The following is a 20,237-nucleotide window of genomic DNA, read 5'->3' on the forward strand; positions in this document are numbered from 1 at the left end:
AGCGCCTGCGGGCGTGGGCCTACACGTCGATCAGCAGTGTCACCGGACCGTCGTTGACGAGACTGATCTCCATGTGTTCGCCGAACACACCCGTCTCGACGGTGGCGCCCAGCTCGCGCAGGGCGCCGGTGAACTCGTCCACCAGTGGTTCCGCCACGGGCCTCGGCGCCGCGGCGGACCAGGACGGGCGCCTGCCGCGCCGGGTGTCCGCCATCAGGGTGAACTGACTGGCGACGAGCACCGGGGCGTCGAGGTCGGCGGCGGACTGCTCGTTCTCCAGGATCCGCATGGTCCACACCTTCTTCGCGAGTAGAGCCGCCTTCGCCGCGTCGTCCGTGTGGGTGACGCCGACCAGGACGAGCAGCCCATGGCCGCCGGCCGGGGGAGTGATCCGTCCCACCTCGTCGCCGTCGACCCGGACCGACGCGGACGTCACTCGCTGTACCAGGGCGCGCACGCACACCATCCTTCGAGTCGTGACCGCTGGGGTTCGGAAGCGGAATTCTCGCCGGGCGGGCAGGTCCGCCGGGACCGCATTTGGCCTGGTGAGCAATTTGCCGTAACATGGATCAACGGTGCGCTATGCGTGCCGGTTGTCTGCGTGCCCAGTGCCGGATTCGATCCGGATTGTTCATGTTTCGGCCGGTGAAGATCCCATTGGGCGCCACGGTAACGGAAACAGATGCAATAAGCACGCCAAACCACATGGATCGCGGAGGATATGGCTAAGAAAGACGGGGCCATCGAGGTCGAGGGACGAGTAGTCGAGCCGCTGCCCAATGCGATGTTCCGCATTGAGCTCGAGAACGGCCACAAGGTTCTCGCCCACATCAGCGGAAAGATGCGTCAGCACTACATTCGCATCCTCCCGGAAGATCGCGTTGTCGTGGAGCTGTCGCCCTACGACCTGTCGCGCGGACGCATCGTTTACCGGTACAAGTAAAAGCTTCCCCGCCCGACCAGGTCGGGGAGAAGTACGTCCGCTGCGGATCTGCGTAGTGGGCTGCCACAAAACAGGAGATCAGAAGACGTGAAGGTTCAGCCGAGCGTCAAGAAGATCTGCGAAAAGTGCAAGGTGATCCGTCGTAACGGCCGGGTCATGGTGATCTGCGAGAACCTGCGCCACAAGCAGCGTCAGGGCTAGATCTCCGCTTTTCGAGGATCTGCTTGGCAACAAGCAAAGATGACCTCCCAGCACCAGCCGGTACTCACGGCTCTCGAGCAGGTACTGGTTCACCCCCGGCACGGAGGCCGGGGCCCCACTGAGTTAGTTGAAGCATTGCCGGTCGCGAGACCGCCGACGTTTGAAGAGGCACAGGGGATGGACTGGGAGCAGACCTCCGCACACCGATAGGAAATGCCGACATGGCACGTCTCGCAGGTGTCGATCTTCCCCGTGAAAAGCGGATGGAGATCGCACTTACTTACATCTACGGCATCGGCCGTACCCGCTCCAAGGAGATCCTGGACGCCACCGGCGTCAGCCCGGATCTGCGGAGCAAGGATCTCTCGGACGAGGATCTGGCCAAGCTCCGCGAGTACATCGAGGAGTCGCTGAAGGTCGAGGGTGACCTTCGCCGCGAGGTCCAGGCCGACATCCGACGCAAGATCGAGATCGGCTGCTACCAGGGCCTGCGCCACCGTCGTGGTCTGCCCGTGCGTGGTCAGCGCACCAAGACCAACGCCCGCACCCGTAAGGGTCCGAAGCGCACCATTGCAGGCAAGAAGAAGGCGAAGTAATGCCCCCCAAGTCACGTAGCACCGGTCCGAAGAAGACCCAGAAGGCGCGTCGCAGGGACAAGAAGAACGTCCCGCACGGCGCCGCTCACATCAAGAGCACGTTCAACAACACCATCGTGTCCATCACGGACCCCGCCGGAAACGTGATTTCCTGGGCGTCCTCGGGACACGTCGGCTTCAAGGGTTCGCGTAAGTCGACCCCGTTCGCCGCTCAGCTGGCCGCAGAGAACGCAGCCCGCAAGGCGCAGGAGCACGGTGTCAAGAAGGTCGACGTCTTCGTCAAGGGCCCCGGCTCCGGCCGTGAGACCGCGATCCGCTCGCTTCAGGCCGCAGGCCTCGAGGTCGGCACCATCTCCGATGTCACCCCCCAGCCGCACAACGGCTGCCGTCCGCCCAAGCGGCGTCGGGTCTAGCGGGAAGGATAGGTAGAAAAAAATGGCACGTTATACCGGACCCATCACCCGCAAGTCGCGTCGTCTGCGCGTCGACCTCGTTGGAGGCGACCAGGCGTTCGAGCGTCGTCCCTACCCGCCGGGCCAGCACGGCCGCGCGCGGATCAAGGAGAGCGAGTACCTGCTCCAGCTGCAGGAGAAGCAGAAGGCTCGCTTCACCTACGGCGTCATGGAGAAGCAGTTCCGCCTGTACTACAAGGAGGCGAACAACCGCCCCGGTAAGACCGGTGAGAACCTGCTCCGCATCCTGGAGTCGCGTCTCGACAACGTCGTGTACCGCGCCGGACTGGCTCGCACCCGCCGCCAGGCCCGTCAGCTGGTCACGCACGGTCACCTTCTCGTGAACAACAAGAAGGTCGACATCCCCAGCTACCGCGTCTCCCAGTACGACATCATCGATGTCAAGGAGAAGTCGCTGTCCACGCTTCCCTTCCAGGTTGCGCGCGAGACCCAGGGCGATCGCCCGATCCCGGGTTGGCTGCAGGTCGTCGGTGGACGCCTCCGGGTTCTGGTTCACCAGCTTCCCGAGCGTGCGCAGATCGACGTTCCTCTGCAGGAACAGCTCATCGTCGAGTACTACTCGAAGTAGGCCTGACGGCTCGTGCGCCTTTCCGGTAGTTCCGACTACCGGAAAGGCGCACGGGCACGAAGTGCCTTTCCCATCGTGGGCGTCAAATAGCGGACGCCCGTACAGGAGGAAATCCAATGCTCATTTCTCAGCGACCCACGTTGACCGAAGAGGTCATCGCTGACAACCGCTCGAAGTTCGTCATCGAGCCCCTCGAGCCAGGCTTCGGGTACACCCTCGGCAATTCGCTCCGCCGTACGCTGCTCTCGTCGATTCCCGGCGCTGCTGTCACCAGCATCCGCATCGACGGCGTTCTGCACGAGTTCACCACAGTTCCCGGTGTGAAGGAAGACGTCACCGACATCATCCTGAACCTCAAGGGTCTCGTCGTGAGCTCCGAAGAGGACGAGCCGGTCACCATGTACGTCCGCAAGCAGGGCCCCGGCGCTGTGACCGCAGGCGACATCGTGCCCCCGGCCGGCGTCACCGTGAACAACCCGGATCTGCACATCGCCACCCTGAACGACAAGGGAAAGCTGGAGATCGAGCTCGTCGTCGAGCGCGGTCGCGGCTACGTCCCCGCCGTCCAGAACAAGGCGTCCGGCGCCGAGATCGGCCGTATCCCGGTCGACTCGATCTACTCGCCGGTGCTCAAGGTCACCTACAAGGTGGAGGCCACCCGTGTCGAGCAGCGCACCGACTTCGATCGGCTCGTGCTCGATGTGGAAACCAAGAACTCCATCACCGCTCGGGACGCGCTCGCTTCTGCGGGCAAGACCCTGGTTGAGCTCTTCGGCCTGGCCCGTGAGCTGAACGTCGAAGCAGAAGGCATCGAGATCGGACCCTCGCCCGCCGAGGCCGATCACATCGCTTCGTTCGGACTGCCCATCGAGGACCTGGACCTGACGGTTCGTTCCTACAACTGCCTCAAGCGCGAGGGTGTTCACACCGTCGGTGAGCTTGTCGGCCGTACCGAGTCCGATCTGCTCGACATCCGCAACTTCGGACAGAAGTCCATCGACGAGGTGAAGGTCAAGCTGCATTCGCTCGGCCTGGCCCTCAAGGACAGCCCCGCGTCCTTCGATCCCACCACCGTTGCCGGCTACGACGCCGCTACCGGAACGTGGAGCGACACGGACGCCGGTTCCTTCGGTGATGCCGAGGGCACCGAGGACTACGCCGAGACCGAACAGCTGTAGCTCACGGTCCTTTACTAGGAGATCATCATGCCCAAGCCCAAGAAGGGTGCCCGCTTCGGCGGGTCGGCTTCGCACCAGAAGGCGATCTTCGCCAATCTGGCTACCGCGCTCTTCGAGCACGGCCGCATCACCACCACGGAGTCCAAGGCCAAGGCCCTGCGCCCGTACGCCGAGAAGCTCGTCACGCACGCCAAGGCCGGAACCCTGGCTCACCGTCGCGAGGTTCTGAAGGTCATCCGCAACAAGGATGTCGTGCACACCCTGTTCGCGGAGATCGGCCCGTTCTACGCCGATCGTGACGGCGGCTACACCCGCATCATCAAGACGGTCCCCCGCAAGGGCGACAACGCGCCGATGGCGATCATCGAGCTCGTCAAGGAGAAGACCGTCACCTCCGAGGCCGACCGCGCTCGTCGCGTGAAGGCGTCGAAGGATGCGCCGGCTGCCGCTCCCGCCGAGGAGAACGTCGTCGAGGCCGTCGAGGCCGAGGCAACCGACGCCGAGGTCGAGAACGCTGACGCCGTCGTCGAGGCCATCGAGGACGAGTCCGCCACCGCGGCCGACGCGGCTGAAGCCGAAGAGGCGAAGGATGCCTCGGCGGCCGAAGAGGCCAAGAAGGACTAGTCCACTTGGTTTCGGCACACGCTGAATCGAACGAGCCCGTCGTCCCCCCGAGGGACGGCGGGCCCGTTTCGTATGAGACCCGTCGCTTGCGCCTGGACATCGCGTACGACGGGACGGACTTCTCCGGGTGGGCCCGCCAGAACGGCCTGCGCACCGTGTGCGGGGAGATCGAGGAGAAGCTCGGCGCCGTCCTGCGCACGCCGTTGCAGCTCACGGTGGCGGGGCGCACCGACGCCGGCGTCCACGCCATCGGTCAGGTCGCACACGTCGACGTTCCGGTGGACGCCCTGCCGGACGACCCGTCCCGGCTGGTCCGCAGGCTCGCGCGGTTTCTGCCGAAGGATGTGCGGATCACGCGGATCTCCTTCGCGCCCGAACATTTCGATGCACGGTTCTCGGCGATGCGGAGGCACTACGAGTACCGCCTGACATCGGCGGTCTACGGTGCCGACCCGCTCCGAGCCAGGGACACCGTGTCGTACCCGAAGGTCCTCGACCTCGAACTGATGCGCTCGGCGTCCGCGATGCTGCTCGGACTGCACGACTTCGCGGCGTTCTGCAAACGCAGAGAAGGCGCGACCACGGTCCGCGATTTGCAGCGTTTCGACTGGGACCGCGACGGCGACGTGTTCACCGCCTTCGTCAGCGCCGACGCGTTCTGCTGGTCGATGGTGCGCAGTCTCGTCGGTGCGGTTCTCGCCGTGGGGGAGGGCAGACGCGATCTCGGCTGGATCGAGGGTCTCCTCCGGGAGAAGTCGCGGTCGAGTTCAATTCTGGTGGCCCCGGCGCACGGACTGTCCCTGGTGCGGGTCGACTACCCCGAGGACGCGGATCTGGCGGCACGCAACCAGATCACCCGGGACGTTCGATCCGTGCCCGGCGGCTGCTGCGGCGACTGATGCCTGATCGCCGACCTCCAGGATTGCCCCGGGACGAAGGAGCGTGTTCGTGATCGCAGTAGAGCCCGTCCGGATCGAGATCATCATCGGGTCGGTCAGGGTCGGCCGGATCGCTCCCGTCGTCGCCGGCTGGTTCGCCGAACGTGCGCGCGCGTACCCGGGACTGGACGTGGGGGTCATCGACCTCGCAGACACGCCGTTGCCGCAGGATCTCGGCGAGTCACCGGTGACGGACGAATTCCGCGAGCGGGTGGGCCGAGCCGACGGATTCGTGGCCGTCACCTCCGAATACAACCACGGCTACCCCGCGGCGCTGAAGACCGCGTTCGACAGTCTCAAACACGAATGGCGTTCGAAGCCCATCGGTTTCGTGTCGTACGGCGGGCTGGCCGGCGGGCTCCGCGCAACCGAACAGCTACGCCAGGTGGTGGCGGAACTGCACATGGTGTCGGTCCGGCAGAGCGTGAGCTTCCACCAGGTGCGCAAGAGATTCGACGACCAGGGGCAGACCACCGACGGCGCCGCCATCGACTCCGCCGACCGCATGCTGGCCCAACTGGTGTGGTGGGCCGAGGCGGTCCGCCTGCAGCGCGAGAGAACGCCGTATCCGGGCTAGTACTGGTAGGCGGGCGGGTAGTCTTCCACCGCACGCGGGCGTCCGATGAACGCCGTCTCCGACGAGATCGTGACCAGCATCAGTTCGATGCTCGTCCCGCCGGTCGACAGAAGAATCCGGTCGCCGAGAGCATTCGGCTGGACGATGGACAGATCCGGTTCGGCGCCGGGCCACTGACTCGGCTCCCCGTACAGGTAGATCGCCGTGACCCCGGCGCGGGGCGGCAGCGCGTCGACGCCGTCGAACACCACCGTGTTGAACCTGTTGTCGGACTGCGGGTCGTGACCCGCGACGCGCAATCGGTCCGGCGTGGCGATGGAATCGATCAACGACGACCACGCGTCGGGCCGATCGGTGTGGATGAGCACCCGGGCACCCGTCGCGACGGCACGGAACACCAATTGCTGGGCGAGGTACAGTTCGCCCGCCACATAGACCATGCCGACGCCGGGACCCGCGATGCGAGCGGTGATTCCGTGGCCGTAGTCGTCGGAGCCGATGAGCTGACCGCACCCCGCCGGGGGCAACTGCAGGCCGCGCAGATCCTCGACGGACATGTCGGTCAACGGCATCACGTCGTCGAGGTCCGCCATCGCGACGGGGAGATTGGACAGCAGCCCGTCCTTGTGCCTGCCCTGCATCGAGACGAGCCCGGGAATCGCGAGCGGATCCGGCATCGTCCGGGAGGTCACCCGGCAGGCCGCACCGACCTTCACCTGTCCTTCGTGCCCGCTGGGACGGAGTCGGATCGTCACGGTCGTACCGAGGCTCGACGGAACCCACAGCTTCGCGAGCAGATCACGCGTCAGGTACCGCGGGTCGACACCGTAGCCGGTATTGCACACTCCGGGCAACGGTGCCTGTCTCCACGTCTGAGTGACGGTCCTCGGGTCGACGCCGCGGCTGATCTGCAGCGCGGCGGAGTCGATCTCCGGAGCGGTGAGAATCCGCGCGCGGCACCCGAAATCGGCGAGGGCGCGCACGACACGGCCGGCCGCGATCGTAATCGCGCGGGAAGCGCCTTCCTCGCCACCGCCTCGTCGCGCCACCGCGGCGACGCTCTCGGTGGCGTCGAATCGCAGGGTGAGCCAGACCATCCGGGTCGCGGTCGCCGGGAGCGGACCGACCAGCCTGTCGTACACATCGGTCGCGGGTGTGCCCGCCGCGGCGCGATAGCCATGGCTGACGATGTCGATTCCGGTCAACGAGATGTCGTGCTGCACGAGGCACGCGGCGAGCGCTTCGGCGGGCAGTTCGTGCGTCATCTGAAAGCCGTCACGGGTGATCTGGGTGAGACTCCCCGCGGGAGGCAGGACCTCGACGACGGCAACCACGTTCCCCCCGTCCCAGCGGAGCCCGACGGACTGACCGGTCGGCGCCTGGAAACCGACGGTGCGGGACTCCGTCCGGCCGGGTTCGGTGCAGTACCGCCAATACGTCCGGGCCCAGGCCAGGCTCGACCAGCCGCCCACCCGGACGAGCGAGGCGACGACGAGGACGACGGCAAGTGCGACGGCGCCCCACCAGAGCAGCCCGCACAGCGAGGCCACGACCCCGCCGGTCACCCCCAGAACTTGCGCGATGACCACCTCGGTCGCCGAAAACCTAAGAGACGACGGCCGGCGCGTGACGCGTGAACGGTCCATGGTTCCTCCCCCGAATACCTGAACCCGGCAGACCCGTACCCCGTCCGCCGTGAAGACTGTCGACCGAACTGTATCGTGTCCCCCCGAGCGCGGTGCAGCACGGGGGAGGAACAATGGCTGTAACACCCACTACCCGGTGGCAGGTCAACGGGTATCGATTTCTGGTCAGACGGATGGAGCACGCCCTGGTGCGTCGCGACGTCCGAATGCTGCACGACCCCATGCGGTCGCAGTCGCGCGCACTCGCGGTGGGGGTCGTGATCGCGTCGCTCGGCCTCGCCGGGTGCGCCGCGCTGGCGCTGTTCCGTCCGCAGGACAAGATCGGCGACGCGTCGATCGTCGTCGGCAAGGATTCGGGCGCGATGTTCGTCGTCATGGGCGACACACTCCGCCCCGTTCTGAACCTCGCGTCCGCCCGGCTCATCGTCGGAAAGTCCGAGAATCCGGTGATCGTCAAGGAATCCGAACTCGATACTCGCCCGCGGGGTGCCCTCGTCGGGATCCCCGGCGCGCCGTCGGCGCTGCCGGCCGGAGATCCCGCGGCGAAGACACCGTGGACCGTGTGTGATTCGATCGCGGCAGACGGAAATCATTCCGTCACAACATCGGTCGTCATCGGTGAGACCGAGGGCCCCGACGGCGGCGGGACCCTCGCCGGCGATCAGGCCCTGCTCGCGTCGACTTCCGATGCGTCGTACCTGATCTACGGAGGCAAGCGCGCACGGGTCGACCTGGACGACCCGGCGATCACCCGCGCGCTCGGTCTCGAAGGCGCTCGGCCGCGACCGGTGAGCAAGGGGTTTGTCAACGCCATCCCCGAGGTGCCGCCACTCGCGGCTCCCGTCATTCCGGGGGCGGGGAGCAGTCCCCGGTACCCGCTGCAGGACAAGGTCGTGGGATCGGTGTTCACCGCGCTGATCGGCTCCGAGACCACCCATTACGTGGTGCTTCGCGACGGAATCCAGAAGATCAGCTCGGCCGTCGCGAACCTGATCTTCCTGTCGGACTCGCACGGCGACACGGAGATGTCGAGCGTCCCTCCGGACACCACCAATCGGATCCCCTCCGTGGAACAGATTGCGGTGGACAGTTTCCCCGAGTCGGCGCCCACGATCGTCGATGCCTCCGACAAACCCGTGAGCTGCCTGACCTGGACGCCTCTCCGTGCACCGGACGAGACCGGCGCGAGTGGTCCGGCGGCCGGACTGTCGCTGGTCGCGGGTCGTTCCCTCCCGATTCCCGGCGACGCCCGCGCGGTCGAACTGGCCCAGGCGGACGGCGCGGGCGACAACGCCGACACAGTTTATGTACAACCGGGAACCAGCGGTTTCGTGCAGTCCACCGGCATCGAGCCCACGAGCACGCGACGTGACAGCTGGTTCTTCGTCGCGGACACGGGAGTTCGGTTCGGCATCCCGGACAAGGGCGCAGACAAGGACTCGGCCAAGGCGTTGGGGCTCGACGGCGCCCAGCCTCTCGCGCCCTGGCAGATACTCGGCCTCCTGGCGCAGGGCCCCTCGCTCGGAAAGTCGTCGGCACTCGTCGCACACGACGGTGTCGCACCGGACCTCGACCCCGCTGCTGTCGCGTCAGGATCCAAGTAGAAGTTCCCGGGGAGGGGCACGGACTCGCTCAGGCGTCCGCACCCTCCCCGCGGAGCAGATCGGATCAGTGCCGGTCGGCCGACGAGCGGAACCGGCGGCGGAGCGGGAACGACGCCAGGACGCCGAGCACGAGCAGCGCACCCAGCGTTCCGGTGGCCGCCACAGCGACATCGCGTGGCCGATGGTCCGGGGGAGCAGCGGCCGGAAGCGCCTCGACCGCGACGGAACTCGACTGATCGACGGTCGCATCCTCGAGCGGCACGTCGGCGGTGACTGCCGCCAGCGGGTCGATGATCCCGTGCCCGACCGACGGATTCCACCCCTCTGCCGGGGCATGGGCCGTGGCCTCGATACGGGCCACGACCTGTTGTGCGGACAGTTGCGGGAACCGCGACCGGACCAGGGCGACTGTCGCCGAGACGTACGGGGCGGCGAAACTCGTTCCCTGCACCGGCTCCGCGTTGCCCTCGGGGCCGTATACCGTATTCGTCAGGTCACCGGTGGTCGGGTGCAGTGACGTCAAACCGGTTCCCGGCGCTGCGACGTCGACCCACGGACCGGCCAGGCTGAAGTCGCTCGCCGACCCGTTCGCGTCGACGGAGCCGACGGTGAGCACATAGTCGTCGTACCACGCGGGACTGGCAATCGTGCTCACGGAGTCCGACAGATCGGCGCCGGGCCGAAGGGGGTCGGCCGGTGGATTCTGAATCTTGCAGTCTCCGGAGCCGAAGTTGCCTGCCGCCGCGACCACCACGGCGTTCCGCACCGTGACGGCGTATTTCACGGCGGCCCCCACGTACGGGTCGCCGCTGCCGATCCCCTCCGCAGCGGTCTTGCACGCCACCTCGGAGATGTTGATGACGGTCGCACCCTGGTCGGCCGCACGCCGGATCGCCGTTGCCATCGTCACAACGTTTCCGTATCCGCCGACCGAGTTGCCCGCGTTGTCGACCTCGTCGGCCTGGCCGACGGGGCTGTACGCATTGCTCGACTGCCGGATCGACAGGATCCGCGAATCCGGTGCGCCACCGGAGAAACCGGATCCGGGTACCTGCGAGGCACCGATCAACCCGGCGACGAGTGTGCCGTGCGCGTCGCAGTCGACCGTCCCGGTCTCGGTCCCCACGAGGTCGCCGCCGTCCATGAGTCCGGGGAGTCGGGGGTGCCGCGAGACGCCGGTGTCGATCACCGCGACGATCTGACCTGCGCCCCTCGTGATCGGCCAGACCGACTGGAAGTCGAGATCGCGCTGTGCCACCGGGACGTCGGGGCCGTCCGGCACGCGCACAGCATCTTTGCAATTGCGGCGCAGCTCGGCCTTCTGGCGGTCCGCCGGTGGAACAAGCCCGACGTCCACGGGAGCTGGCACCACGGCCGAGGCGCCGCCCTGGCCGACGGCGGCGGTGACCGCCACGATCGCGGTGGCCAGCACGGCGCGGGTGAGTGGGCGCCTCACAGCCCACGCATCAGAGCGTAGAGACCGGTCACCCAGCACACCAGCGGGACGATCGACGCGATCACCGCCAGATCGACGAGCTCGGCCACCCGCCGCATCACGGGCGAGAACGTCCGGCGGGGTGCGAGGATCCCCAGGACCAGCCCGCCGACGGCGAACAGGATCGCGACGGCGAACGATGCGATCGCGAAGTCGGGTACCGCGACAGCCGCGGCGGTGAGCAGCAGAACCAGGATCGTCACCCCGCCCGCGATCAGCGGAACGGCCTGCTCGGCGCTGCTGTACGTGCGTCCCCGGAACATCAGGACGGTGGCGGTGGCGACGGCGAGAGAGAGCCCGGGCCAGTAGATTCCGTCGTGCACGCCCGGGTGCGCCGCGACGAGTGCGCCGGTCACGGCGAGTGCCGTCATCGCGCCGACCAGGCCCGTGAGGTACTTGCGGGCACGTGCCGCTCGCTGTGCGAGGGAGTCGAACGAGGGCATCGTCACCTCGTCGTCCGGGTCGTCCTCGGACGGATCGACGGACGTGCCCGGCGCCGGGACCGGGGGCAGCGGAAGCTTCGCCAGCAGTATCGACACCCGGGCGGAGAAGGCGAGTCCGATCAGCGCCGCCGCCACGACGCCCGCGCCGACAGCGGCGGTCGGGTTGCCGAACAGTGTGGCCACCAGGGCAGCGACCGATCCGAACAGGGAGGTCACCGACAGCGCCGTGAACAGTCGCAGTCCGACACCGCCCAGCCGCAACGCCAGAACGGCGGTGGTGCCGGCCAGCGCGAGCCCGAGGAGCAGGTGCGCAGCGCCGAGATCGCCGGGCACGAACAGCATCCCCGCGGCGAACGAGAGGGGAACGGCGCACCCACTGAGGATCACGGAACTGGGCGCGTCGCCGTAGACGCGGCCGGTGACCGCGCCGGCGATCAGGAACAGCAGGGCCGTCGCGACGGCACAACCCGCCCCCAGGAATCCCTCCGTCCCCGCCCCGGACCACAACAGTGCGAACGAACCGACCACGCTGCCGAGCACGGCGGCGACGGAACCCGCCACCCGCGCGGAACCACGGGTCCACTCGCGGTCGCCCTCGGCGTCGGCGATCGCCACGTTGTACATGATGTCGTCGAACAGCGGCGGAGGTGCGCTGGTGTGGACACTCTGGAGAACGAGGAGATCGCCGTCGCGGATTCCGTGCTCGTGCAACGTCAACGTGGTCGACAGCGGCGAGTGCCCGATCTTGGCGAGAACCCACTCGCTCGGTTCGTACTGTTCGAGGGAGTCGTCGAAATCGTTGGTGCCGCGATGGGTGCGGATGGTGTCGACGATCCCCGGAACGAGAATGGCGAGCGGCACACCGAACGGAACGGCCATATCGACCTGCGAATGCGTCGACAGGACGGTGATGCGGCACAGATCGGCCGCGGCACCGGGACGGGTGGACGACGCGGATCCCCGCGATTCGTCATGGGTGACGGACACTGCGATTTCCCCCAACTCTTCCGACGCACAACCCCATCTGCGCCGTTACGACACCGATCGACGACCGGTCACGGATCGTCGTCCGATTTGATCACGGTGACCTTACGACAGTGCGGGCGGCGCATCCAGTGTCCATCAGGGCGCGGACCTCCTATATGCCCGGTCGTCCTTCATGGGTTAGTGTCTGACTTCGCGGATCGAGCCCAGGGGGGCGGACCCGGAGTTTCGGGATCGGATCGGCTGCACGGATTTTTCGGGGCGGTTGTAGTCATGGGGGGCGAGTAGTGAGCACTATTCGGTTCGTGCGCAAAGCACGACGGGAAGTACCACGCATTCCGGGCGGCGAAGTGAGTCTGCAGGCTCCGCCCGAGATTCCACGTCTGGTTCCCGGAAACCTTCTGACCAAGCTCCTTCCCGTGGTCATGGTCGTCGCCATGGTCGGGATGATGGCCCTGATGTTCTCTTCGGGCATGGCCCGCAACCCTATGTCGATGCTCTTTCCCGTCATGATGATGGTGTCGATGCTCGGCATGCTGGCAGGCGGCGGTCGTGGCGGCCCGAAAGCGGCGGAAGCCAACGAGGACCGCAAGGACTACCTGCGCTACCTCGATCAGCTGCGGCGCGACGTCAACGAGACCGGTGAGCAGCAGCGAAAAGCGCTCGACTGGAGTCACCCCGAACCCGGTCTGCTCTGGACCCTCGCAGGGACGGCGCGCATGTGGGAACGCCGCACCACCGACCCCGACTACTGCCACGTGCGCGTCGGACGGGGAAGCCAGCGCCTCGCCACCCGCCTGATCGCGCCGGAGACCGGACCTGTCGAGGATCTGGAACCGGTTGCAGCGGTGTCGCTTCGCCGCTTCGTCCGCGCGCACTCCGTCGTCCAGGATCTGCCCACCGCGGTGTCGCTGCGCGGCTTCGCGGCCATCTCCGTGGAGGGCGACCGCGGTACCGCACGGTCCCTGGTGCGGTCGATGCTCATGCAGTTGTGCGCATTCCACGGCCCGGACAATCTCCTGGTCGCCGTCGTGTGCGGTCCCGACACGGAGCACGAGTGGGACTGGGCGAAGTGGCTGCCGCACGCGCAGCATCCGGACTCGTCCGACGGTGTCGGTTCGTCCCGCATGATCTACGGCTCGATCCTCGAGCTCGAATCTGCGCTCGGTCCGCAGCTGTCGATGCGGAACCGGTTTTCGCGCAACGCGCCCGCCACGCCCGGTGTTCCGCAGTTCGTCATCGTCGTCGACGGCGGGATCCTCGAGGGCGAATCGGGGATGATCACCGACGGCGGCGTCGACTCGGTCTCCGTTCTCGACATCAGCGGCTTCTGCTCGCGACTGACGGCCACACGTGGCCTCCAACTCGTCGCACAGGACGGGTCACTCGGCGCCCGCAGCGGAGCCGGAGTGGAGATGTTCGCGACCGCGGACCTCGTCAGCGCTCACCAGGCGGAAACACTGGCCCGGCGGCTCGCGCCGTACCGGACCGCGTCGCAGACGGCGGTGGACGCCGGCGACGACGATCAGCCGGTGCAGACGTGGAGCCAGATGCTGGGGATCGGCGACGTCGGCCGTCTCAACCCGGATCACGCGTGGCTGCCCCGCCAGGGCCGCGACCGGCTGCGGGTCCCGATCGGCGTCGGAGTGGACGGTCACCCGGTCGAGATCGACCTCAAGGAATCGGCCGAGAACGGGATGGGGCCCCACGGACTGTGCATCGGAGCCACCGGTTCCGGTAAGTCGGAGTTCCTGCGGACGTTGGTGCTCGGCCTGATCTCGACGCATTCCCCCGACGCGCTGAACCTCGTCCTCGTCGACTTCAAGGGCGGCGCCACATTCCTCGGCCTCGAGGAAGCGCCACACGTCGCCGCGGTGATCACCAACCTCGCCGAGGAACTCGCGATGGTCGACCGGATGCGTGACGCACTCGCCGGTGAGATGAACCGACGCCAGGAACTGCTGCGCTCCTCCGGGAACTTCGCCAACGTCACCGAATACGAGAAGGCCCGCCAGGCCGGCGCCGACCTCGACCCGCTGCCCGCACTGTTCATCGTCGTCGACGAATTCTCCGAACTGCTCAGTCAGCAGCCCGAGTTCGCGGACCTCTTCGTCGCCATCGGCAGGCTCGGTCGCTCGTTGCACATTCACCTGCTCCTGGCGAGTCAGCGACTCGAGGAAGGCAAACTGCGAGGCCTCGACAGCCACCTGTCGTACCGGATCGGCCTCAAGACGTTCTCGGCGAACGAATCGCGCACCGTGCTCGGTGTGCCGGACGCCTACCACCTGCCCGCGACCCCGGGCGCCGGATACCTCAAGTGCGATTCCGCGGAGATCGTCCGCTTCCAGGCCTCGTACGTGTCCGGCATCTACGAGGGCGGACGCGTCGACAACGCGCGGCGGCCGGGTGAGGCGGCGGTCGATCTGCGGCCCAAGATCTTCACGGCAGCACCCGTTGCAGTCGACGTCGTCGAGATCCACGACGAACCACAGTCACTCCACCTGACCGAGGAGGCCGCGGACACCCGCACCACCATCGACGTCGTGGTCGAACGGATCAAGGACCGCGGACCTCGCGCCCACGAGGTGTGGCTGCGGCCCCTCGACGCCGCGCCCACCCTCGACCAGATGCTGCCGAGGTCGGTTCTCACCGAACCGGTTCCCGCACTGAGCTCGCTGCGTGCACCGATCGGGATCATCGACAGGCCCTACGACCAGCGGCGCGACCCACTCGTCGTGGATCTGTCCGGGTCCACCGGCAACATGGCCGTGGTGGGTGGACCGCAGTCGGGCAAGTCCACCGCGATCCGCACGCTCGTCACGTCGCTGGCCGCCACCCATTCGGCGGAGCAGGTGCAGTTCTACTGCCTCGACTTCGGTGGCGGCACGCTCGCCGGACTGTCGGGACTGCCGCACGTCGGTTCGGTCGCCAACCGCCTCGACGTGGACCGGGTGCGGCGCACCATCGCCGAGATGAACACGATCGTGCGGCAACGCGAGGAGCGGTTCCGCGAACTCGGGGTCGAGTCGATGGCGGAGTTCCGGCGACTGCGTTCCTCCGACCCCGGTACCGGCGGCGCCGCTGCAGGGATCGCGCAGGACCCGTTCGGTGACGTCTTCCTGGTGATCGACGGGTTCGGCAGCATCCGTCAGGATTTCGAGGCTCTCGAACAGCAGATCACCAACCTCGCGTCCCAGGGGTTGTCGTACGGCGTGCACGTGGTTCTCACGGCGTCACGGTGGGGCGAGGTCCGGCCCGCGCTCAAGGATCAGCTCGGCACGCGCATCGAGCTGCGTCTCGGTGATCCCTCGGACTCGGACCTCGGTCGCAAGACCGCCGCACTCGTTCCCGAAGGCAGGCCCGGACGCGGCATGACCCGCGACAGCCTGCATCTGCTGGTCGGGTTGCCGAGGTTCGACGGAAGTTCGGATCCGACCGACCTGGCAACCGGCGTGGCGCACGCGGTGTCCGCTGTCGCCGCCGCGACCCACGGCAGGCCCGCTCCGGCGGTGCGAATGCTGCCAGCGCAGATCGCCCGCGAAGACCTGCTCCACGCGGCCGGGGGGTGGCCGGCCTACCTCGATCCCGCGCAGGCATGTCTGCAGATTCCGATCGGCCTGGACGAGGCCGAGTTGGCCCCGATGTTCCTGAACTTCGCCGAGCAGCCACACTTCCTGGTGTTCGGCGACACCGAATGCGGTAAGACGACGCTCCTGCGGAACATCTGCGAGGGCATCATGGCGTCGAACACGAGCAAGCAGGCGAAGATCATTCTCGGCGACTACCGGCGCACGATGCTCGGTGTCGTCGAAACGGCGCACCTCGCCTCCTACGCACCGTCCGAGGACGTGCTGGGGACGAACATGAGGGATCTCGCGTTCCTGCTGAAGGAGCGCATGCCCGGTCCCGGTTTCAGCCGCCAGCAGCAGCGCGACCGATCCTGGTGGTCGGGGCCCGAGATCTTCGTCGTCATCGACGACTACGACCTCGTCGTGACCTCGAGCGGCAACCCCGTCGCCGCGATCCTCGAATTCCTGCCACACGCCCGCGACATCGGATTCCACCTGATCATCGCGCGACGCTCCGGCGGTGCGGCGCGGGCGATGTACGAGCCGGTCATCGCCCGTCTGCGCGATCTGCAATCCACGGGCCTCGTGATGAGCGGCAACCGGGAGGAGGGCAACCTCATCGGCACCGTCCGTCCGAGTGCGATGCCTCCCGGGCGCGGAACGCTCGTCAACCGCGCGGGTACCGGCCTGATCCAACTCGCGTGGATGCCCCCGCTGTGATGCCGGCGGTCGCGATTCACCTCACTGAATCCGGCATGTGGTCCTGCGTCCAGGGCGCGACGAGGGCAGTACACGAGACGACACCGCTCTGCGTCGTCGACGACGAGTACGTCGACGTCGACGGTGGTCTTCTCGCGGTGTCCGACGCACTCACCGCGGTGTTCCGGTCTGTGATCGGCGGTGTGGGGGAGGCGTCGCCGATCGCGACGGCGGTACTGTCCCACCCGACGGAGTGGGGTTCCGCGCGGCGGAATGTGCTCGCCGCCGCGGGTTCACGGATTGCCGCAGACACGGTGCTGGTTCCGGTCGCCGTCGCGGCGGCCGAGGGTACGGCTTCACCCGGGGGCCGATGGCTGGTGCTCGAAGGCCGGACGACGGGCGCCACGGCCAGTTACGTGGTCGGTGAGGTCGGCGGATACCGGGTCGTCGCCTGCGAGCACGATCCGTCGCTCTGCGCCGACGAAGGAATCGACCAGTGGGCTGCGGCGATCGTGGAACTCGGCGCGCGGGCCCGCGGTGATCGCGTTGTCGATGGAATCCTCCTGACGGGGGCCGGAGAATCACAGGAGCGCGCAGCGATGCGGGACGCCGTGATCGCGGTCGCGTCCGCGAACACGGTCCGGATCGTCACCGGAGAAGAGATTGCCCGGGCACTCGCCGCCGGCGTGGTCGACACCGACGAGGCGCCGACGACGATGGCTGTGCCGCAGGCCAACTGGCTCGAGCCGGCACTGCAGGGATCGGATCGCGGGGGCCGGCGCAACGTGCGGCCCACGGTCCTCGCGGTGGCCGCGGTGCTGGCAGTGGTCTTCGGCGCCGTTCTCGTCTTCACAGTTCGCGACCCCGGCGCCGGCGCCGGCACGGTCCACGCACTCGATGCGAGCGCGGCACCGGCGGACCCGGCCACGACGCTTACACGGTCCGCGGCGCCCACCACCACCACCGACGCGGGTCTCGAGGTGGGCAGCATTCGCGTGACGCTGCCGAGCGGATGGAGGGAGCGGGCGCCCGCCGCGTCGAACTCCTCCGTGCCCCGCCTGGAACTGGTGCCGGCAGGTGGGGCCGACAGGCGAATCATCATCACGCAGAATGCGGTTCGAGAAGGTTCCGGATACGACGAGGTGGCGGCGACGCTCGCGTCGAAGATCGCGCAGCGTGGCCGGCCCGAACTGTTCGGCGCACTCGAGCGCGATGTCGTGTTCGGGGGTCGACCGGGCATCGCGTACAGCGAATTCCCCGACGAGAGCTCCGCGGTGCGATGGCACGTCCTTGTCGAGCGCGATCTCCAGGTGAGCGTCGGCTGCCAATTCCTGGCCGAGGAGTGGGAGTCGATCGAGCGCGTGTGCGAAGACGTCGTGCGGTCGCTGGTGATCGTCCGGTGACCCCGTCGTCTTCGCCGGAAAATCTTCCACAGAGGTGGAACCGATTGGGCGGATGACGCGTCCAATCTTGTGTAGGGGTGAATTCGGGCAGTCCAGTGGGGGCCGCCGCACCGAGAGCAGAAGGAGTCACACATGGCGGGAGTTGTTACCGATGTCGGCCAGATGGAGGTCGCGGCCAATCACGTGCAGACGGTGAACAGCCAGCTGCAGGGCACGATCAACAGCCTCAAGGGCCGTTGCGAGGAGTCGTCTTCGGCGTGGCAGGGTGGCGCGCAGGCGGCGTTCATGAACCTGATGGCACGGTACGGAGATGCCTCGCGCCGTATGCAGGAGTCGCTGGACGAGATCGCGGTGAAGATCCGCGAGAACGGCAAGGGTTACGACGCCGCCGAGCAGGCCAACCAGGATGCGATCCATTCGGCCGGAGCCTCGGGATCGCTCGACATCTAGCGCCGGCACCGAGAACAGTCACGAAGCTCGAGGGGAGCACCGAATGTTGAAGTACGGATTTGCCGAGTTGCAGGCGCTGGCGGCCGACATCAAGTCGAACGAAGCGAAGCTGCGCGAGACGCACGACGAGCTCAAGGGCTACGTCAACGGCCTCGTGGCGCAGTGGGAGAGCGGTGCGCGGGACAACTACCAGGCGGTGCAGGCCAAGTGGGACAGCTCTCACGAGGATCTGCTCCAGGTCCTGCAGACGATCTCGAAGGTCGTCCAGGACGGCGCCATCGACATGCAGACCGCGGAAGACCGGAACGCCACGGCCTGGCTCTGATCTTCGCGTGACACACCGGGGTGCCCCAGCAATCCACGGTTGCTGGGGCGCTGCGGTCTGCGCGGTAGGCGACGACGGCGTCAGTCGCCGGTCGGTATCAGGCGGCTGAGGACGACGCTGCTCTTGGTCTGGAGGACGGCAGGCTCCGACCGCAGGTTCTCCAGCGTTCGTTCGAGGTGTGCGGTGTCGGTGGTCCGGACGCGGAGGAGGGCATTGGCGTCGCCGGTGACGGTGTACGCCTCCTGAACTTCGGTGTGGCGGGACACGATCCGCGCGATCTCGACGGCTGACGTGCGACCGCTGCAGTACAACTCGACGAACACCTCGACGCCCGGGCCGAGGGCGCGGGGATCGAGTGCGGCATGGAATCCGGTGATCACTCCGGACTCGACCAGTCGATCGACCCGGCGCTTCACGGCGGGGGCGGACAGTCCGACCTCGGCGCCGATGGTGGCGAAGCTGGACCGTGCATTGCGCTCCAGTCGCGCAACGATCCGCCGATCGAGCCCGTCCAGACGCAACGAATCATCCATGTGATGGAACGCTAGCGCATTGATCAGGCCTTTTGGTGGGTGGATACTGATGTCACCGACACCGATCGAGGGGGAGTGGAGATGGCGCCCACCGCTGGTATCGAGTCCGAGAACCCGTACGAAGAGCCGGCGGTCGCGCCGGGCGGCGCCGTCCGCCACGCCCACCCGCGGACGTACCTCATGTGCCCGCCCACGTATTTCGACGTCGTCTACGCCATCAACGACTGGATGCGCCCCGGCGAGCCCGTGGACCGGGATCGTGCGATGTCGCAGTGGTCCGCACTCGCGGACACCTACCGGCGGCTCGGCCACGAGGTACTGACGGTCGACCCCGTGGAGGGGCTCCCGGACATGGTGTTCGTCACCGACAGCGGACTCGTCGTCGACGGCGTCGCTCTCGGCGCGAGATACCGGACCGCGGAGCGCCGCGCCGAGGCCGAACACGTGTTCCGGTGGTTTCGGGACAACGGGCTGATCAGGCCCACCCTGCCGCGGTACGTCAACGAGGGGGAGGGCGACTTCCTCGTCGTCGGCGACGTGATCCTGGCCGGAACGGGATTCCGGTCCGACCCACGGTCGCACGCCGAGGCGTCGGCACACCTCGGTCGTCCGGTGATCACGCTGAACCTGGTGAATCCCCGCTACTACCACCTCAACACCGCGCTGGGTGTACTCGACGACAGCACCATCGCGTACCTGCCCGCCGCGTTCTCGCCGGACAGTCGCGCAGTGCTCGAGCGGATGTTCCCCGATGCGGTGATCGCCGCCGAGACGGACACCGACTGGCTCGGACTCAACCTGGTCAGCGACGGCGCCAATGTGGTGTTGCCCGTGCAGGCTTCGCACCTCGCCGACGAGTTGTCGGACCGCGGGTACGAACCCGTTCCGGTCGACTATTCCGAATTCCTCAAGTCCGGTGGCGGAATCAAGTGCAGCACTTTGGAGCTCCGCGGCTTCCGCGGGATCCGGGACGAAAGTCAGGGGTGAC

20 protein-coding genes are annotated in these 20,237 nt (G+C 67.3%); 15 read left to right on the forward strand and 5 right to left on the reverse strand.

Annotated features, from left to right (window positions below):
* Positions 1–19: 19 nt before the first annotated feature.
* Positions 20–457, reverse strand: a complete 438-nt coding sequence (gene dtd / locus ACFU5V_RS21295; protein WP_072945822.1) for a D-aminoacyl-tRNA deacylase — start codon at positions 455–457, stop codon at positions 20–22.
* Positions 458–721: 264 nt separating this feature from the next.
* Between dtd and infA the strand changes: the two genes are divergently transcribed.
* The 9 genes from infA (at position 722) to ACFU5V_RS21340 (ending at position 6,098) form a co-directional block, all read left to right on the forward strand.
* Positions 722–943: a translation initiation factor IF-1 gene (gene infA / locus ACFU5V_RS21300; RefSeq protein ID WP_003418601.1), complete on the forward strand. Its 222-nt coding sequence runs from the start codon at positions 722–724 to the stop codon at positions 941–943.
* 87 nt (positions 944–1,030) lie between these two features.
* Positions 1,031–1,144, forward strand: coding sequence for a 50S ribosomal protein L36 (rpmJ, locus tag ACFU5V_RS21305; protein WP_003938068.1), 114 nt, complete (start codon positions 1,031–1,033; stop codon positions 1,142–1,144).
* A 221-nt stretch (positions 1,145–1,365) separates the two neighbouring features.
* Complete coding sequence (gene rpsM, locus ACFU5V_RS21310; RefSeq protein ID WP_005239677.1) at positions 1,366–1,740, forward strand: 30S ribosomal protein S13; 375 nt, start codon at positions 1,366–1,368, stop codon at positions 1,738–1,740.
* Positions 1,740–2,153, forward strand: coding sequence for a 30S ribosomal protein S11 (gene rpsK / locus ACFU5V_RS21315; RefSeq protein WP_005239680.1), 414 nt, complete (start codon positions 1,740–1,742; stop codon positions 2,151–2,153). The genes rpsM and rpsK overlap by 1 nt, the downstream gene beginning before the upstream one ends.
* A gap of 22 nt (positions 2,154–2,175) precedes the next feature.
* Positions 2,176–2,781, forward strand: coding sequence for a 30S ribosomal protein S4 (gene rpsD / locus ACFU5V_RS21320; protein ID WP_005253863.1), 606 nt, complete (start codon positions 2,176–2,178; stop codon positions 2,779–2,781).
* Between the two features lie 116 nt (positions 2,782–2,897).
* Positions 2,898–3,959, forward strand: coding sequence for a DNA-directed RNA polymerase subunit alpha (locus ACFU5V_RS21325; RefSeq protein WP_005239684.1), 1,062 nt, complete (start codon positions 2,898–2,900; stop codon positions 3,957–3,959).
* A 27-nt stretch (positions 3,960–3,986) separates the two neighbouring features.
* Positions 3,987–4,583 carry a 50S ribosomal protein L17 gene (rplQ, locus tag ACFU5V_RS21330; protein ID WP_378435566.1) on the forward strand — a complete coding sequence of 199 codons (597 nt, stop codon included), beginning with the start codon at positions 3,987–3,989 and terminating at the stop codon, positions 4,581–4,583.
* 5 nt (positions 4,584–4,588) lie between these two features.
* The gene (gene truA / locus ACFU5V_RS21335; protein WP_378701695.1) at positions 4,589–5,482 is read left to right on the forward strand and encodes a tRNA pseudouridine(38-40) synthase TruA; all 894 of its coding nucleotides are present in this window, start codon (positions 4,589–4,591) and stop codon (positions 5,480–5,482) included.
* Positions 5,483–5,531: 49 nt separating this feature from the next.
* Entirely contained in the window at positions 5,532–6,098 is a 567-nt protein-coding gene (locus tag ACFU5V_RS21340) for an NADPH-dependent FMN reductase (RefSeq protein WP_378435570.1), read from the forward strand.
* Here the strand turns inward: ACFU5V_RS21340 and eccE are convergent.
* Positions 6,095–7,744 carry a type VII secretion protein EccE gene (gene eccE, locus ACFU5V_RS21345; protein WP_378701697.1) on the reverse strand — a complete coding sequence of 550 codons (1,650 nt, stop codon included), beginning with the start codon at positions 7,742–7,744 and terminating at the stop codon, positions 6,095–6,097. The genes ACFU5V_RS21340 and eccE overlap by 4 nt on opposite strands.
* A gap of 113 nt (positions 7,745–7,857) precedes the next feature.
* Here eccE and eccB point away from each other — a divergent pair, with 113 nt between their 5' ends.
* On the forward strand, positions 7,858–9,348 hold the full coding sequence (eccB, locus tag ACFU5V_RS21350; protein ID WP_378701699.1) for a type VII secretion protein EccB: 1,491 nt from the start codon (positions 7,858–7,860) through the stop codon (positions 9,346–9,348).
* Between the two features lie 64 nt (positions 9,349–9,412).
* Here eccB and mycP read toward each other — a convergent pair whose 3' ends face one another.
* Both mycP and eccD read right to left on the reverse strand, forming a co-directional pair.
* Positions 9,413–10,804, reverse strand: a complete 1,392-nt coding sequence (gene mycP / locus ACFU5V_RS21355) for a type VII secretion-associated serine protease mycosin (protein ID WP_378701701.1) — start codon at positions 10,802–10,804, stop codon at positions 9,413–9,415.
* Complete coding sequence (gene eccD / locus ACFU5V_RS21360; protein WP_378435578.1) at positions 10,801–12,273, reverse strand: type VII secretion integral membrane protein EccD; 1,473 nt, start codon at positions 12,271–12,273, stop codon at positions 10,801–10,803. The genes mycP and eccD overlap by 4 nt, the downstream gene beginning before the upstream one ends.
* A 284-nt stretch (positions 12,274–12,557) precedes the next feature.
* On the opposite strand from eccD, the gene eccCa reads away from it, so the two are divergent.
* The 4 genes from eccCa (at position 12,558) to ACFU5V_RS21380 (ending at position 18,716) form a co-directional block, all read left to right on the forward strand.
* Positions 12,558–16,559, forward strand: coding sequence for a type VII secretion protein EccCa (gene eccCa / locus ACFU5V_RS21365; RefSeq protein WP_378435580.1), 4,002 nt, complete (start codon positions 12,558–12,560; stop codon positions 16,557–16,559).
* Positions 16,541–17,941, forward strand: a complete 1,401-nt coding sequence (locus ACFU5V_RS21370) for a type VII secretion-associated protein (RefSeq protein WP_378701703.1) — start codon at positions 16,541–16,543, stop codon at positions 17,939–17,941. The genes eccCa and ACFU5V_RS21370 overlap by 19 nt, the downstream gene beginning before the upstream one ends.
* A gap of 132 nt (positions 17,942–18,073) precedes the next feature.
* Positions 18,074–18,391, forward strand: a complete 318-nt coding sequence (locus ACFU5V_RS21375; RefSeq protein ID WP_378435584.1) for a WXG100 family type VII secretion target — start codon at positions 18,074–18,076, stop codon at positions 18,389–18,391.
* Between the two features lie 43 nt (positions 18,392–18,434).
* Positions 18,435–18,716 carry a WXG100 family type VII secretion target gene (locus ACFU5V_RS21380; protein WP_124394581.1) on the forward strand — a complete coding sequence of 94 codons (282 nt, stop codon included), beginning with the start codon at positions 18,435–18,437 and terminating at the stop codon, positions 18,714–18,716.
* A gap of 80 nt (positions 18,717–18,796) precedes the next feature.
* Here the strand turns inward: ACFU5V_RS21380 and ACFU5V_RS21385 are convergent, their stop codons facing one another.
* Positions 18,797–19,249: an Lrp/AsnC family transcriptional regulator gene (locus ACFU5V_RS21385; protein ID WP_378435587.1), complete on the reverse strand. Its 453-nt coding sequence runs from the start codon at positions 19,247–19,249 to the stop codon at positions 18,797–18,799.
* Between the two features lie 81 nt (positions 19,250–19,330).
* On the opposite strand from ACFU5V_RS21385, the gene ddaH reads away from it, so the two are divergent.
* Positions 19,331–20,236 carry a dimethylargininase gene (gene ddaH, locus ACFU5V_RS21390; protein ID WP_378435589.1) on the forward strand — a complete coding sequence of 302 codons (906 nt, stop codon included), beginning with the start codon at positions 19,331–19,333 and terminating at the stop codon, positions 20,234–20,236.
* The last annotated feature ends 1 nt before the right edge of the window (position 20,237 follow it).

Origin of the sequence: Rhodococcus sp. NPDC057529, assembly GCF_042802055.1 — a bacterium.
Lineage (GTDB): Bacteria > Actinomycetota > Actinomycetes > Mycobacteriales > Mycobacteriaceae > Rhodococcus_F.